We start from the raw sequence: 14,638 nt of genomic DNA, 5'->3' as shown, positions 1-14,638 counted from the left end.
ACAGCTAAAAGAGCGGCTGCTCATTTGCCGCTCTTTTTCACCTGCTGCTGGCCGCCGGAAAGCGCCTTTCTCCACTGTGGCCGTCTGGACCGTCTTTGTGCTTGCGTCTGCACTGTTTTCCCTGCTCTTTACATAGAAAAGCGACCCTCCCCCGATGACCACAACAATCAAAATCACTACAATGATCCACTTCTTCATCTTTATGTTCTCCTTTCCTGTTTTCCAATTTTTACGGGAACCATCTGTTCTACTTTCTGGCTTCATTATGATGGGGCAAACTTAAATTTTTCTTAATGTTTTCGTTGCAAAATGCGATGATTGAAAAACAGGCCGCACCGTCAGCCCGATACTGACGGGATATGATGGGAATCGACAAAAAAGGATATTCAAGCGTAGCGAATCATGCTATAATAACCAATTATATGACGAAAAAAGAGAGGGCCACCGATGAAGAAAAAAATCCTGATGTCCTTTTTAAGCCTAATTGGGATCCTGGTCATCGCCTGTGGCGGCTACGCCTATTATGTTTATCACTCGGCAAAAGCCGCGGCTAATAAAATGCATGAGTCGCTGGCAGGCACTTCAAATGAAAGCATCTCAAGCCAGAACGGGCAGCCGATTTCCGTTTTGCTGCTTGGTGTGGATGAACGTGCAAATGACAGCGGCCGTTCCGATGCCATCATTGTGATGACCATTAATCCGAAAAAAGGCACGACACAGCTGGTCAGCATCCCGCGGGATACAAGGACGCTGATCGCCGGACGCGGCACATATGACAAAATCAATGCTGCGTATGCATATGGCGGAACCAGTATGGCACTGCAGACCGTTGAGGACTTTACCGGTATCCAAATGGATTACTATGTGAAAATCAACATGCAGGCCCTGAAAAAACTGGTCAATGCGGTTGGCGGCATTACCGTCAACAACACAATTGACTGGCATGACGAAGGGTACTATAAAAAAGGGTACCATTACAAAAAAGGGGAAATTCATCTGAACGGAGCCCAGGCGCTCGGCTATGTCAGAATGCGCCATCTTGATCCGGAAGGCGATTTTGGCCGCAATAAACGGCAGCGGAAAGTGATCGAGGCGCTGATCCGGAAAGCAACCAGCATTTCTTCTGTGGCAAAATACAGCAGTATCCTTGATACGCTTGGCGACAATGTCAAAACAAATATGACGTTTAATGACTTGCTTACGATTGAGAAAAATTACCGGAATGCCGCCAAAAACATTACCGAGTATGAAGTAAAAGGCACCGATGCCAACTTTGACGGGATCTATTATTTGGCGGTGTCAGATGCTGAAAAAGAAAAAGTCACGCAAATGCTGGAAGAAAATCTGTCTGGTGACTAAGGAATAGTGGAAACAAACAACCCGCTTCCGGCATGCCGGAAGCGGGTTGTTCTGTCAACGGCTTTCAATAAACCGGATTACTTCTTCAAGCGGCGTTTCTGCCATTGACCCGAGGCGGTGGTCAATCTCGCCGAACTTGAGGTCTTTTGTTACCCGGTTCGGGACGACTACGCATGCCATACCGGCGCGTTTTGCCGCAAGCGACCCGTTTGGCGAATCTTCGAAGACGAGGCATTGTTCCGGTTCCACGCCGAGACAGACGGCCGCTTTCAAATACAAAGCTGGGTCCGGTTTGACTTTTTCAACGTCATCGGAAGATTTGATGCAGTCAAAATAAGCGAGAAGGCCAAGCTGGCGCAAATAGCGGTGCAGCCATTTCCTGTCAGAGCTTGAAGCCAGTCCGACTTTAAGCCCGAGGTTCTTGGCCGACTTTAAATAATCTTCCACGCCTTCGCGGGCCGCGCCTTTTTCGAGCCGTTTTAAAAACATTTCCTCCAGCTCGTGGTCCAGTTTTTCTGTATCAAGCGGCTTTTTGATCTGCTCTTCAAGATATTTAAACGGCTTAAAACCCGAATGCGTGCCTACCCCCTTTCCCCATAGTTCAAGCGGCATCTCGCAATTGTAGCCGCGAAAAATTTCACAAAGCGCTTCATAGTGTTCCGATTCCGTATCCATAATCAGCCCGTCGAAATCAAAAATCACAGCTTTTATCATCCGTAAAACCCCTTTCTGTTTCCCTTAACATTATACGTTAAAAACACTTTTCCTCCCAGAATGGTTTTGAAATCTTTTCCAAAATATTAAATACCGTATTCCTTCACAAAGTTGTAAATTATTTCTGGATAATGCCAGTATTTGACAAATCTATGAAAAATATATGAACTTTTTATGAAATTTTTATGAAACACGGCGGAATAAGGGTAAAAGACAATACATCTATATTTTTTTATTGTAAAATAGGTTAGCACCATAATAAAGGTGAAAAAATAAAAGTACCACCTTTTTTTCATTTGCTTTTATTTGTACACTATTTTACCAAACCGGAAGGAGAGAAAAAATGTGTTGAGGAAACTACCTTGGAAACTGGTGCTGCTTTTGTCCCTCACATCGCTCTTTTTGCTCGGCGGATGTGACACCAAAATTGCAGTGCTCGACCCACAAGGTCCAATGGCGCGGGAACAATATCATTTGATTGTTTACTCATCCATCTTGATGGCCTTTGTATTCGTCGTTGTCCTTGGGTTGTATCTTTATATGGTGATCAAATACAGGGCGTCGCGTCTGCCGGCTGATTATAAACCGCCGCAAATTCACGGCCATAAAGTGCTGGAAACGGTGTGGACCGCCATCCCGGTGCTGATTATTATCGCCATTGCCATTCCAACCGTTAAAGCAAACTATTCGGTTGAAGAAACGCCAAAATCTATGCAAAGCGAAAAACCTTTAACGATTTATGTCACGTCATCGGAATGGAAATGGATTTTCAGTTATCCGGAACAGGGCATTGAAACCGTTAACTATGTAAACATCCCGGCTGGGCGGCCAATCAATTTCGAATTGACATCATCCGGTACGATGGCATCTTTCTGGATCCCTGAACTTGGCGGACAGAAATATACGATGCCGAACATGACGATGAGGCTGATTCTGGCTGCAGACCACCCTGGCGAATATACAGGAAGAAACGCAAACTTCAACGGGGAAGGCTTTGCAAAGATGGACTTTGATGTGTTAGCCCAAACGCCGGAAGATTTCAATGCATGGGTGAAGGAAGTCAAAAGCAGAGCGCCTCAAATGAAAAAATCGGATTATGAAAACCTGATTAAAAAAGAAGGCCTCGTAGGAAGGCATACCTATACAGGGACCCATTTAAAATGGGATAAACCGGATGAACAAAAAAGCTATTATGAAGAATCGAAAAAAGGTGAGAAACAAAATCACCATCACCACCACGATATGTCCGGTATGGATATGGGCGGAAAATAATCATTGGAATAGGAGGAAAACAGTGTGAAACTTAGTGATTTTTTCGTCACCGGTGAACCGGCCATATATGCCGCCGAAGTTGGCATGGCACTTGGCGCGGCCGCTGTGATCTTTTCTCTAACCTATTTCAAGAAATGGAAATGGTTATGGAAAGAATGGCTGACAACCGTTGACCATAAAAAAATCGGGATTATGTACATTATTGTTGCGGTATTAATGTTATTCCGCGGCGGTGTCGATGCTTTAATGATGAGAACACAGCTTGCACTGCCGAACCAGCATCTGCTTGATGCCAACCATTATGACGGGATCTTTACGACCCACGGGGTTGTCATGATCTTATTTATGGCGATGCCGTTTTTGTTCGGCCTGATTAACGTTGCTGTTCCGCTCCAAATCGGGGCGCGCGATGTTGCCTTCCCGCTTTTGAACGCATTCAGCTTCTGGGCAATGGTTGCAGGGATGTGCCTCTTTAATATTTCATTTATTATCGGGGGTTCCCCTACTGCCGGCTGGACGAACTACTTCCCGCTTGCAGGCCCGGAATTTACAAAAGGTGTCGGAAACAACTATTATGCAATGGGCCTGCAGCTTTCCGGGATCGGGACACTGGCAACAGCCGTGAACTTCATTGTCACGATTCTGAAAATGAGGGCGCCGGGCATGACATTAATGAAAATGCCGATGTTCGTATGGTCTACTTTGATTACTTTTATCATCGTGCTTTTTGCTTTCCCTGTTTTGACAGTGGCTTTGGCAGAAGTAACGTTTGACCGTACTTTCGGCGCACACTTCTTTACCATGGGTTCAGGCGGCAGCCCGATGTTATGGGCAAACTTGTTCTGGATCTGGGGCCACCCGGAAGTGTACATTGTGTTGCTGCCATCTCTTGGGATTTTCTCGGAAATTATCGCTACATTCTCGGGTAAACGATTGTTTGGATATGCCTCCATGGTCGTTGCGATGGCTGGTATCGCATTCTTCAGTTATTTCACATGGGTTCACCACTTCTTTACAATGGGGAACACAGCAGTCGTAAACTCGTTCTTCTCGATCTCAACGATGATTATCGCGATACCAACGGGTGTCAAATTATTTAACGAAATCTTTACATTGCATAAAGGGAAAATTAGAACAACAACGCCTATGCTTTGGTCGCTTGCCTTTATCCCGACATTTTTGATCGGCGGGGTTACGGGTGTTATGCTTTCCATGGCAGCAGCAGACTATCAATATCACAATTCATATTTCCTGATTGCCCACTTCCACTATACATTGATTCCGGCAGTCGCCTATGCATGTTTCGCAGGGCTCCACTACTGGTATCCGAAAATGTTCGGCTATATGCTGAATGAAAAACTGGGCAAAATTACGTTCTGGTTGTGGATGGTCGGCTTTAACCTTTGCTTCCTGCCACAATTCTTTGTCGGCCTCGACGGAATGGCGCGCCGGATGTACACTTATGAAGCAGGACTTGGCTGGACAGGTTGGAACTTCGCCTCTACAGTAGGTGCCTATATCATGGGGATTGGGTTCCTCGTCCTGGCTTGGAACATTGTTTACAGCATTAAACATGGCGTTCGCGACACGACCGGTGATCCTTGGGATGGCCGCACATTAGAATGGGCAACCCCTACACCGGTTCCGGAATATAACTTTGCGAAACAGCCGGTTGTCTCTACACTTGATGCGTTCGCAGAATACAAAGAAAACGGCACACCGATTTACCGGGATGAAGAGTACAAACCGATCCATATGCCAAATAACTCGGCAATGCCATTTTTCTCCGCTGTATCGATGGGCCTTGCAGGTTTCGGCCTTGTCTGGTCCTGGTGGTGGCTCGCCATTCTCGGCGGTTTGATGATGCTCGGCTGCCTTGCGTGGAGATCGTTTGACCCGGATAAAGGGCACTATATCAGTGTAGAAGAAATCATTCGCACAGAAAATACAAGAGCAGGAGGTGTAAAACGATGAGCGACGAACATTTGGATACATCATTGCCCCTCGAATACCAGCGCAATCAGGACCGTTTAACCATTTTCGGTTTCTGGGTTTTCCTGGCGGCTGAAATCACTTTGTTTGCAACGCTGTTTGCAACGTATTTTACACTCCAGCACCAAACAGCAGGCGGGCCTGTTCAGCAGGACATCTTTGAGCTCAAAGGTGTCCTGATTGAAACCTTTGTCCTTTTGACAAGCAGTTTTACATGCGGAATTGCCGTCTTCAATATGCGCAACCGGAATAAAGGCGCGATGCTCGGCTGGTTTATCGTTACCCTTCTTCTCGGTTTAACTTTCGTCGGCTTTGAAATCAATGAATTTGTCACGTACGTTCATGATGGGGCAACACTGCCGACAAGCGCATTCCTTTCCGCATTCTATGTATTGCTCGGAACGCACGGATGCCACGTTTCCCTCGGGATTTTATGGGGAATATCGATTATTATACAACTGATCCGCCGCGGTTTAACGCCGATGACGGCACGCAAATTTTTCGTTGTAAGTATTTACTGGCACTTCCTTGATGTTGTCTGGATCTTTATCTTCACTTTCGTTTATTTAGGAGGGTTGATGAAATAATGGAGCATCATTCAAAATATCCGATCGGCCATGTCATCGGTTTTCTGCTTTCAATCGTATTGACCCTTGTGGCACTGTATGTTGCTTTGTATACCAACCTTTCTAAAACGGCGATCATCTGGACAATCGGATTGTTTGCCTTCCTCCAGGCTGGCGTGCAATTATTTATGTTCATGCACGTCAAAGAAGGCGAAAACGGAAAGATCAATGTCAGCAATATGATCTACAGCATCATCATTGCGATCGTCGTTGTTTACGGAACCATCTGGGTTATGCACTTTTAACCAAAAAACCTGCATCCTTTTAGCGGATGCAGGTTTTTTTATGGCTTGTCCGGACAGACGCATTTGCAAATACGGCCAAATCGGCGATTCTTCCCGAGGGCCGGTTTATGGCTTGAACGCATCAACCGGTATCAACCCGGACCGGATGGATGCCTTTTGGCGCTGGTTATGCCGCACTTATTGCGCTGTATAACCGCTGTCCACGAGCAGGGCAATGCCGGTTACAAATTCATTTTCACTGAGGAATACGATGGCCTTGTCGCAAGGCCGGCGACGGACTGTTTATCAGATGCATCGGCGCGAATAAAGCATACATCCGCTCCTTTTTCTTTAAGTTCCTTTTCAACCGCTTTGCCGCTTTCTTCGTTGTAATCGGAAATGACCACTTTCGCCCCTTTTTCCGTAAAAGCTTTTGCGGTTGCAAGTCCGATTCCGGAAGCGCCGCCTGTGACAATTGCAATTTTATTTTCTAAGCTGTCCATTACAATTCCCTCCCATTGTGAGTATGTACACATTTTCACTATACCGCTAAAAAGTAAGCGCTATCAATTTTTATATCTATTTTTTGCGAAAAACAGTTTGCCTGGCTGGAATCGTTCTTCAGCCGTTCACTCCCGGTTTTCCAGCGAAAATCCCGGTAAGCAAAAAGCGGCTGCCCGGCACGCAACAAGCCTTCCGGGCAGCCGCCTCCTTATTCTGCCACTTTTTCTTTTCTTTCTTTGCTCCGTTTTTCGAGAATCATCTGTTTGAAGTTTTTCTGTTTTTCTTTCGGCCACGATTTGAATTCTTTCAGGAATTTTTCATAATTTGGCAGGACATCATCAATCGCGCCGTATTGCTTAATTTCCCCTGCTTCCAGCCACATCGCTTTCTCGCAAAATTTCTTTACCTGGCCCATGGAGTGGCTGATGAAAAAGATCGTTTTGCCAGCATCCTTGAATTCGTTCATCTTCTCAAAACATTTATCGGCAAATGTCTGGTCGCCGACCGATAACGCCTCGTCAATAACAAGAATATCAGGGTCAACGTTGACCGAGATGGCAAATCCGAGCCGTGACTTCATCCCGCTTGAATATTTTTTAACAGGCTGATCAATGAACTGCCCGATATCCGCAAATTCAATAATTTGCGGGGTTAGCTCCTTAATCTGCTTTTTGGTAAACCCAAGCATCAGACATTTCAGTTCAATATTTTCAAGGCCTGACAATTCATTGTTTAAGCCGGAGTTAATGGCAATTAGCGATGTTTCGCCGTTTAATTCAATCGTTCCGGTTGTGGGCGGAATAATGCCGGTAATCAGATTGGACAAGGTTGATTTGCCGGCGCCATTAACGCCGACCACACCGATGACATCCCCGTTGCTTGCCTCAAAAGAGATGTTCTGCAAGGCGTAGAAATCATCGCCATAACCGCCCGGCAAAATGATATCGAGAATTTTTTCCGAATTGCTCCGGTACATTTTATACTTTTTCGAAACGTTTTTAAATCTGACAGATATGCTCATAGATTAGAACTCCCTGTTGTATATTCAATACGATTATTATAAAGAAACAAATGCCGTTCGTTAAGCATTATCGGGATTTTTTCCTTCGCGTAAACCATAAAAACAGACAGACGCCAATCATGATTCCGAAGCTGTCAAAAGTGATGACATCTATAAAATGCCCTGTTCTGCCGCTGACAAAACTTTGATGCCATTCGTCAAGATTGGCATAGAGAAAACTTGCCAGAAAGCCGGCCGGAACTGCAAAACGGGCAGGAACCAAAACCGTGCGCAAAGTCAGAAGGATCAGCAAAGTGCAGACGGCATATTCCGCCACATGGCAAAATTTCCGGATCCAGAATTCAATAAAATCATACGGCAGCGTTGACGTTACAAGCGCACCCCCGTAATAGAATTCGATTTTCGGCAATGTGTTTGCATCGAGGCGTACCAGCTTTTCCAGTTCCGGCCGCATATCCTGTTCCTTATAGGGCTGGTTGGAGAAAAGAAACATGGCAGCCATAAACAGGATACAGAGACCTGCAAGCACCAGCGCGCTTTGTTTTTTCTTCATGAGCAATGGCAAAGCCTCCTATTCGCTCTTTCCATTTTACATGAGTAAGAAAAATGTTGCATCCTTTTTGGGCGTTTTTCTTCCAACGGACAAAAAAAGAAGCCGCCCTTTTCAGCCGTTTCCACGGAAGAAAAAAGCATGGCATTTGCCCTTTATCATAAGCAAAAAAACCGGGACGGCTCCCGGCCTTTTTGGCCCTGAAACGTTATGCTCCTTTTGAAAAGCGATATCGTTTTGAATGGAGTGATCCGCTCTCCTATTTTTGTACCGTAATCGTTTTAGCGTCGCTCCAAATGCCGTTTTTAACAGCATACAACGACAATTTTGCGCCTGCCTTTTGCTTTTTGATTTTCACGGTGAACCTGCCATTTTTTCCGGCAACAGCATGGCCGATTGCCGTTTTTCCGGTTTTGACATAGACTTTGGACCCGCTAAGTGCAGTTCCGGTCACTTTCGTTGCGCCTGCTTTAACGCCCTGTGCGGACGGTGCCGGCGGTTTTACGGTTGTGGCTGCGGCCTTTCCTGTATGGCGCGCTGCATCGGTTACATAGACATACAGTTTTCTGCCGATGCATTGCGGTTGTATCTTGGCCGCAAATTCCCCGTTTTTACCGGCCTTGCCGGTTCCGATCGTTGTTTTGCCGGCTTTCACCGTGATTTTCGCATATGGCTCTGCTGTGCCGGTTACCTTTTTCGAAAAATTGGTGACAGTCCGCAAACCGGACCGGTTGGCCGGACTCTGTTGAATCAAACAGATACGTCCCGGCCGAAAATGTGCATCTGCCCAGAATATACCATGCCTTATTTTTTAAGTAAAGAAAAATCAGGCTCATTTTTTCGCAAAATTTCTGCAAATGATGCCTGTTTTTGCAGAAAGGGAAAATCGTACTGAACCTGCATAGAAGCGGGAAAGAAGATCCGGCGTACATGGCAGGGCGGCACCAATACAGGCGGTTCCTGAGAGATGGCCGGGGCGCTGAAAATGAGCCTTGTCCTTTGTTGTGAGGGAGCCGATTATGGTGTTCTGCATCAATCTGCCGCACGGCGAAAAAACGCCCCGGACGTCAGATCCGCCCGGGGCACCCTATGAATACAATTAAAGCATACGGTTTACGAGATTCATCACTTCATCGCTTAGGCGTTTGTTCCGTTGTTCGCTCTCCGCGAGACTGTCCGCTTTCACACCAAAGTAGAACTTCACTTTCGGTTCTGTTCCGGACGGGCGCATGCAGAACCATGAACCGTCTTCAAGGAAAAATTTCAGCACATTGGACTTTGGCAGTTCAATTTTTGACGTTTCTCCCGTTTTCGCGTTGGTCCGCAGTTGTGATTGATAATCCTCGCGGGCGGATACCGGGATGCCCGCCACTTCTGTTAACGGATGGGCACGGAAGTTGGCAAGGATGCCGGCGATTTTTTCCGATCCTTCTTTTCCTTTCAAAGTGAGCGATGTTAAGGATTCCTTATAGTAGCCGTACTGTTCGAAAATGTCGAGCAGGCCTTCATACAATGTTTTTCCCATCGACTTATAGTAAGCGGCCACTTCAGCAGCAAGGACTGCCGACTGCACCGCATCTTTATCGCGCACAAAATCGCCGATTAAATAACCGTAGCTTTCTTCATACCCAAATAAGAAAGTATGGGCACCGGTTTTTTCAAACTCTTTGATTTTTTCACCGATGAATTTAAAACCGGTCAAAGTGTCGATCGTCGGGATGCCGAAAGACCGGGCAATATCGCGGCCGATTTCAGACGTTACAATCGTTTTGATGACAATACCGTTTTCAGGCAATGTCCCTTGCTTTTGTTTTTGTGTTAAAAGATAATGGAGCAGTAATGCGCCTGTCTGGTTGCCGGTTAAAACCTCGTATTTTCCTTCATGGTTTTTTACGGCAACGCCGAGGCGGTCAGTGTCCGGATCCGTGCCAAGCAAAATGTCCGCGCCGATTTCTTCACCGTAGCGGATGGCAAGTTCAAAAGCGGCATGTTCTTCCGGATTTGGCGATTTTACTGTTGAGAACTCGGAATCCGGCAGCTCCTGTTCTTTTACAACGGTGACGTTTTGAAAACCGAAATTTTCAAGGCCGCGGCGGACCGGGAGATTGCCTGTCCCGTGCAGCGGCGTGTAGACGATTTTGAAAGAATCTGCAACCGAGCTGATCACTTCCTTGTTTTGGCGGAGTTTGATGAGCTGGTCCTGGTAAGCTTTGTCTACATTTTCGCCGATATAAACGAGCAAGCCTTTTTCGATCAGATCCTTTTCTTCGCCGACTTCGACAAGCAGCTCATTTTCGACACGGTTCACATAGCCTGTCAGTTCGTCCGCTTCTTTTGGCGGCATTTGCCCGCCATCCGGCCCGTAAACTTTGTAACCATTGTATTCTTTCGGGTTATGGCTCGCTGTAATGACAACGCCGGCATAAGCGTTCAAGTACCGGACCGCAAATGACAAAAGCGGCGTCGGATGGAGGGAATCAAATAAATAGGCTTTGATCCCGTGCTTGCCGAGCGTTTTTGCGGTTTCAAGGGCAAACTCCGGCGATTTGCGCCTTGAATCGTAGGCGATCGCGACCCCACGGTTTATAGCTTCTTCCCCCTGGTCGAGAATGAAGTTTGCCAGCCCTTCTGATGCTTTCCGGACTGTATAAATATTCATGCGGTTCGTGCCGGCGCCCAGTTCCCCGCGCATACCGCCCGTTCCGAACTCAAGGTTTTTATAAAAGCGGTCTTCCAGATTTTTTTCATCCCCGCTTACGCCGGATAGTTCTGCTTTTAATGCGGCATCCAGCTCTGCAAAGCGGTTCCATTTTTCATAAGAAGTTTTCCAATCAGTGCTCATGTTGGCCTCCTGTAAAAAATTTTCTATTTCTATATTAGCATAAATTTGTTGAAATCCCAGACCTTAATGCATGAGAAGGCGGATTTTCCCGCATCTAACTTTTATAGCGGCCGGAAAAAACGTTGCTGTAGACCCACCCTGCACTTCATTGTTATGATAGAGAAGTAAACCAAATGGAAGTGAAAGCAATGAATGAAGAAAAATACCAAAATTTAAAATTAGGCGAGTACGGCATTATGATCAGCATGGCGGCCTATTTAAGCCTGTCGGTGCTGAAACTAGTGATTGCCTTCTATACGGATTCAAACGCCCTGAAGGCAGACGGGCTGAACAATATTACGGACATCCTGTCTTCGATCGCCGTCCTGATCGGGCTCCGCCTCTCCCGGAAACCGGCGGACCGCGATCATCCTTACGGGCACTGGAAAGCGGAAAACGTCGCCTCCATGGTTGCTTCTCTCATTATGGTGGCGGTCGGCATCCAGGTGCTCTATGATGCCATTCTCTCGATTGTGCATGGAAAATCCGAATCCCCGGATATGGCAGCGGCATGGACCGGGATACTTTGTGCTGTTGTCATGTTTTTTGTCTATTTGTACAATAAACGGTTATCAAAACGCATCAACAGCCAGGCGGTGCGGGCAAGCGCGATGGATAATTTGTCCGATGCCTGGGTGAGTATCGGCGCGAGCATCGGCATCATCGGTTCGCAGTTCCATCTTCCGTGGCTTGACCCGGCGGCTGCGATTGTTGTCGGCTTATTGATTTGCAAAACCGCCTGGGAAATTTTCCGCGATACTTCCCATCTTTTAACGGACGGATTTGATGAGTCGGAGCTGGAAAATTATAAAGCGAAAGTATTAAGCGTAGCCGGCGTCCAAAGCGTGAAAGACATTAAAGCGCGGCAGTACGGAAATAATACAGTCATTGATCTTGTCATCGGCGTTGAACCGTCTCTTGATTTGCGCCATGCCCATGACATTTCAACAAAAGTGGAGAATTCATTGATTCGCGATTGTGAAGTATATGAGGTCATTGTGCATATAGAGCCGGCGGAAAGCTGAAACCCGACTCTGCATGCATGCCAGCTGGTAATGGAGGTGCATTCGAAGGAAAGGTAAAACCCGGAATGGATAAAAGCACGCCAGCCGGTGCCTTTATCCATTTAACCAGCGCTTTTTCTGGATGGTAAAAAAGGATGCGCGAGTGCCACGCATCCTTTTTTGTTACATTTTTACAATTGTCCGGCCCTGGAGCTTGCCTTCCAAAATATCCGAAAGTGCGGCCGGGACTTGCTCAAGGCTGATTTCCCGGACAATTTCACTTGTCAAATGTTCCGGTTTGAATTCGCCGGCAAGTTTTTCCCAAACTTTCACGCGGAGATCCATCGGGCAAAAAACAGAATCAATCCCGATCCAGCTGATAGCGCGCCCGAGAAACGGCGTTACGGTCGTTGTGACTTCCCTTCCGCCGGTGAGGCCGCTCGTTGCCACCGCCCCGCCGTACTGCAGGGAGCTGATGATGTATTGTGTCGTTTTCCCGCCGACAGGATCGACAGCCGCTGCCCATTCCGTTTTGCGGATCGGCCGGTCTTCATGGTCCGTAACGGCTTCCCTGTCAAGGATGCGGGCCGCACCGAGCCGTTTCAAATAAGCGTGTGCCTCTTTTTTCCCGGTTGAAGCAGTGACCTCATAACCCCTTTTTGCCAAAATATCGACAGCAACACTGCCGACACCGCCGCTTGCTCCGGCAACAAGCACCGGCCCTTGTCCCGGTTTGAGCCCGTGGTCTTCCAGTTTTTGCACGGACAGCGCTGCCGTAAAGCCGGCTGTCCCTAAAATCATGGATTCTCTTAATGTCAGCCCTTTCGGAAGCGGTACCACCCAGGCAGCCGGCACGCGCGCCATTTCACTGAATCCGCCGAAATGCCCGGTGCCCAGCTTGTAACTTGTGACGATCACTTCATCGCCTTCTTTAAAGCGGCTGTCAGCGGACGCAAGCACCGTCCCAGCCAAATCAATTCCCGGTATAAATGGATACGATTTGACAAAGTCCCCTTTCACGCCAACAAGCGCATCTTTGTAATTGACACTTGAATAGGCGACTTTTACGGTGACTTCCGCTGCCGGCAGCCGGCCCGTATCCCATTCCTGTACGGAGCGTGCCGGCTGTGATGCATTTTCCATGACCAACGCACGAAAAGTTTCTTTCAATGCAAAGCACCTCTTTTTACTCGGCTCTTGTCAAGTCAAGATTGTATTGGTAAACTTCCTGATCTGAAGAAAGTTTGTACCCTTTATTCGGATTGTAATCGATGATGACTTTCTCACCGAGCTGTTTTTGGCTTGCCCTCGATACAAGGAGCGGAATGCCATAAACATTAAACAAATCGTCATCTTCCCGTTTATGGTCAATTTTCAAAGAATGTTCAGCGGCAATTGTACAGCTCCCGACAAAGACCGCCTCAATCCGGATGCCTTCGCCTTCTTGAAATTCAATTTGTTTAAATTGGGAGAGTGCAGCGGGTTTGATATCAATTTCCATATTTCTCACCTTTCTTTTACAAATGATTACATTATCGTACCCGCTTTTCCCTTTTGTAAAACAAAAATTGGAACATCTTTTATCGTTCGGCAAGTGCCGGGCATTCCCTTCTTTTTTTGGGCACGTGTCTGAATTCCCGCCCTGCACGCCCCGTTCCTTTCCGCGCCGGAAAAAGGAAGCTAAGAATGTTTCCATTTATATAGCAAAATCCGGCATAAAAAGATGAGGCTGCCGACATTCCGCTTCCACAGCCGTTTCGGTTCGCGCAACAGCCGGAACAGCCACTCGATCCGCAATTTCCGGAACAGATACGGGGCACGCGGTACGTTTCCGGATGCAAAATCAATAAAAGCGCCGACACCGAGCCGTGCCGTGCAGAAAAGTTCCCGATCGAAGCCGGCAATGAATTTTTCCTGGAGCGGCACGCCCATTCCGACGATCAGCACATCGGCATGCGAGCGGTTAATCTCCTCTACAATCTCATGGTTTGATTGAAAATAACCGTGATGGGCGCCGGCAATTTTCAAACCGGGATAGTCCCTGCGGAAATGTTGGATTGCACTTTTCAAATTCGTTTCGGTAGCGCCGAGCACAAATACGGAAAAGCCGTTTTTTTCACAGCGCTTTAATATTTTCGGCGTCAAGTCGGTACCGTTTAAATTGCCGGCAAGCGGAATATCAAACAGTTTTGCGCCGATTTCAATCCCGACCCCGTCGTTGAGCAGGTAGTCGGCTTCATTGATAATCCGGTAGTAGTCGCGGTCGGTTTGGGCGATATTGTAACAGTGCGCATTTAAAAAAAACACATTGGTTTTAATTCCTTCGTGTACCCGGCTCTCAAATTCGCCCAAAAATTGTTCTTCTGTAATCACGGTCAAATCAATATTGCCAAATGCCTTTTTCAAAACAGTTTTCTCCTTAGCATGTTGAAATGTTTCCATGTTTAGTATATACGTTCTGTGCACCGCCGGCAATGTAAAATCCCGGTCC

At 47.0% G+C, this 14,638-nt stretch carries 15 protein-coding genes; 6 read left to right on the top strand and 9 right to left on the bottom strand.

Annotated features, from left to right (window positions below; translation table 11 throughout):
* The first annotated feature begins 447 nt into the window (after positions 1–447).
* Positions 448–1,359 (top strand): LCP family protein, encoded by a 912-nt coding sequence (locus NST20_RS02850; protein ID WP_342400025.1) that lies wholly within the window; start codon positions 448–450, stop codon positions 1,357–1,359.
* A 54-nt stretch (positions 1,360–1,413) separates the two neighbouring features.
* Here NST20_RS02850 and NST20_RS02845 read toward each other — a convergent pair whose 3' ends face one another.
* The gene (locus NST20_RS02845) at positions 1,414–2,073 is read right to left on the bottom strand and encodes an HAD family hydrolase (RefSeq protein WP_061566512.1); all 660 of its coding nucleotides are present in this window, start codon (positions 2,071–2,073) and stop codon (positions 1,414–1,416) included.
* A gap of 345 nt (positions 2,074–2,418) precedes the next feature.
* Here NST20_RS02845 and qoxA point away from each other — a divergent pair, with 345 nt between their 5' ends.
* Genes qoxA through qoxD form a run of 4 tightly spaced genes read left to right on the top strand, consistent with a single transcriptional unit; the run spans position 2,419 to position 6,208 of the window.
* Positions 2,419–3,345, top strand: coding sequence for a cytochrome aa3 quinol oxidase subunit II (qoxA, locus tag NST20_RS02840; RefSeq protein WP_342400024.1), 927 nt, complete (start codon positions 2,419–2,421; stop codon positions 3,343–3,345).
* A gap of 24 nt (positions 3,346–3,369) precedes the next feature.
* Positions 3,370–5,319 (top strand): cytochrome aa3 quinol oxidase subunit I, encoded by a 1,950-nt coding sequence (gene qoxB / locus NST20_RS02835; RefSeq protein ID WP_342400023.1) that lies wholly within the window; start codon positions 3,370–3,372, stop codon positions 5,317–5,319.
* Positions 5,316–5,924: a cytochrome aa3 quinol oxidase subunit III gene (qoxC, locus tag NST20_RS02830; RefSeq protein ID WP_017553873.1), complete on the top strand. Its 609-nt coding sequence runs from the start codon at positions 5,316–5,318 to the stop codon at positions 5,922–5,924. Before qoxB ends, qoxC begins: the two co-directional genes overlap by 4 nt.
* On the top strand, positions 5,924–6,208 hold the full coding sequence (gene qoxD, locus NST20_RS02825) for a cytochrome aa3 quinol oxidase subunit IV (RefSeq protein WP_029141973.1): 285 nt from the start codon (positions 5,924–5,926) through the stop codon (positions 6,206–6,208). Before qoxC ends, qoxD begins: the two co-directional genes overlap by 1 nt.
* A 221-nt stretch (positions 6,209–6,429) precedes the next feature.
* Here qoxD and NST20_RS02820 read toward each other — a convergent pair whose 3' ends face one another.
* From NST20_RS02820 to NST20_RS02800, 5 genes are all read right to left on the bottom strand, one after another.
* Positions 6,430–6,690 (bottom strand): SDR family NAD(P)-dependent oxidoreductase, encoded by a 261-nt coding sequence (locus tag NST20_RS02820; RefSeq protein WP_342400022.1) that lies wholly within the window; start codon positions 6,688–6,690, stop codon positions 6,430–6,432.
* A 209-nt stretch (positions 6,691–6,899) separates the two neighbouring features.
* Entirely contained in the window at positions 6,900–7,712 is an 813-nt protein-coding gene (gene tagH, locus NST20_RS02815; protein ID WP_014096036.1) for a teichoic acids export ABC transporter ATP-binding subunit TagH, read from the bottom strand.
* A 67-nt stretch (positions 7,713–7,779) separates the two neighbouring features.
* Entirely contained in the window at positions 7,780–8,265 is a 486-nt protein-coding gene (locus tag NST20_RS02810) for a VanZ family protein (protein ID WP_029713783.1), read from the bottom strand.
* 256 nt (positions 8,266–8,521) lie between these two features.
* The gene (locus tag NST20_RS02805) at positions 8,522–9,016 is read right to left on the bottom strand and encodes an Ig-like domain-containing protein (protein ID WP_029141969.1); all 495 of its coding nucleotides are present in this window, start codon (positions 9,014–9,016) and stop codon (positions 8,522–8,524) included.
* A gap of 345 nt (positions 9,017–9,361) precedes the next feature.
* Entirely contained in the window at positions 9,362–11,104 is a 1,743-nt protein-coding gene (locus NST20_RS02800; RefSeq protein WP_061566517.1) for a phospho-sugar mutase, read from the bottom strand.
* A gap of 173 nt (positions 11,105–11,277) precedes the next feature.
* Between NST20_RS02800 and NST20_RS02795 the strand changes: the two genes are divergently transcribed.
* On the top strand, positions 11,278–12,168 hold the full coding sequence (locus tag NST20_RS02795; protein ID WP_342400021.1) for a cation diffusion facilitator family transporter: 891 nt from the start codon (positions 11,278–11,280) through the stop codon (positions 12,166–12,168).
* 162 nt (positions 12,169–12,330) lie between these two features.
* Here NST20_RS02795 and NST20_RS02790 read toward each other — a convergent pair whose 3' ends face one another.
* The 3 genes from NST20_RS02790 to NST20_RS02780 all read right to left on the bottom strand — a co-directional run bounded on the left by NST20_RS02790 (position 12,331) and on the right by NST20_RS02780 (position 14,553).
* Entirely contained in the window at positions 12,331–13,317 is a 987-nt protein-coding gene (locus NST20_RS02790) for an acryloyl-CoA reductase (RefSeq protein WP_342400020.1), read from the bottom strand.
* A 16-nt stretch (positions 13,318–13,333) separates the two neighbouring features.
* Complete coding sequence (locus NST20_RS02785; RefSeq protein ID WP_342400019.1) at positions 13,334–13,648, bottom strand: iron-sulfur cluster biosynthesis family protein; 315 nt, start codon at positions 13,646–13,648, stop codon at positions 13,334–13,336.
* A 179-nt stretch (positions 13,649–13,827) separates the two neighbouring features.
* Entirely contained in the window at positions 13,828–14,553 is a 726-nt protein-coding gene (locus tag NST20_RS02780) for a WecB/TagA/CpsF family glycosyltransferase (RefSeq protein WP_328194247.1), read from the bottom strand.
* Between the last annotated feature and the right edge of the window lie 85 nt (positions 14,554–14,638).

Origin of the sequence: Weizmannia sp. FSL W8-0676 (assembly GCF_038593015.1) — a bacterium.
GTDB classification, from domain to species: Bacteria; Bacillota; Bacilli; order Bacillales; family Bacillaceae_C; genus Weizmannia; species Weizmannia coagulans.
This window is presented reverse-complemented; position numbering and strand designations above follow the sequence as displayed.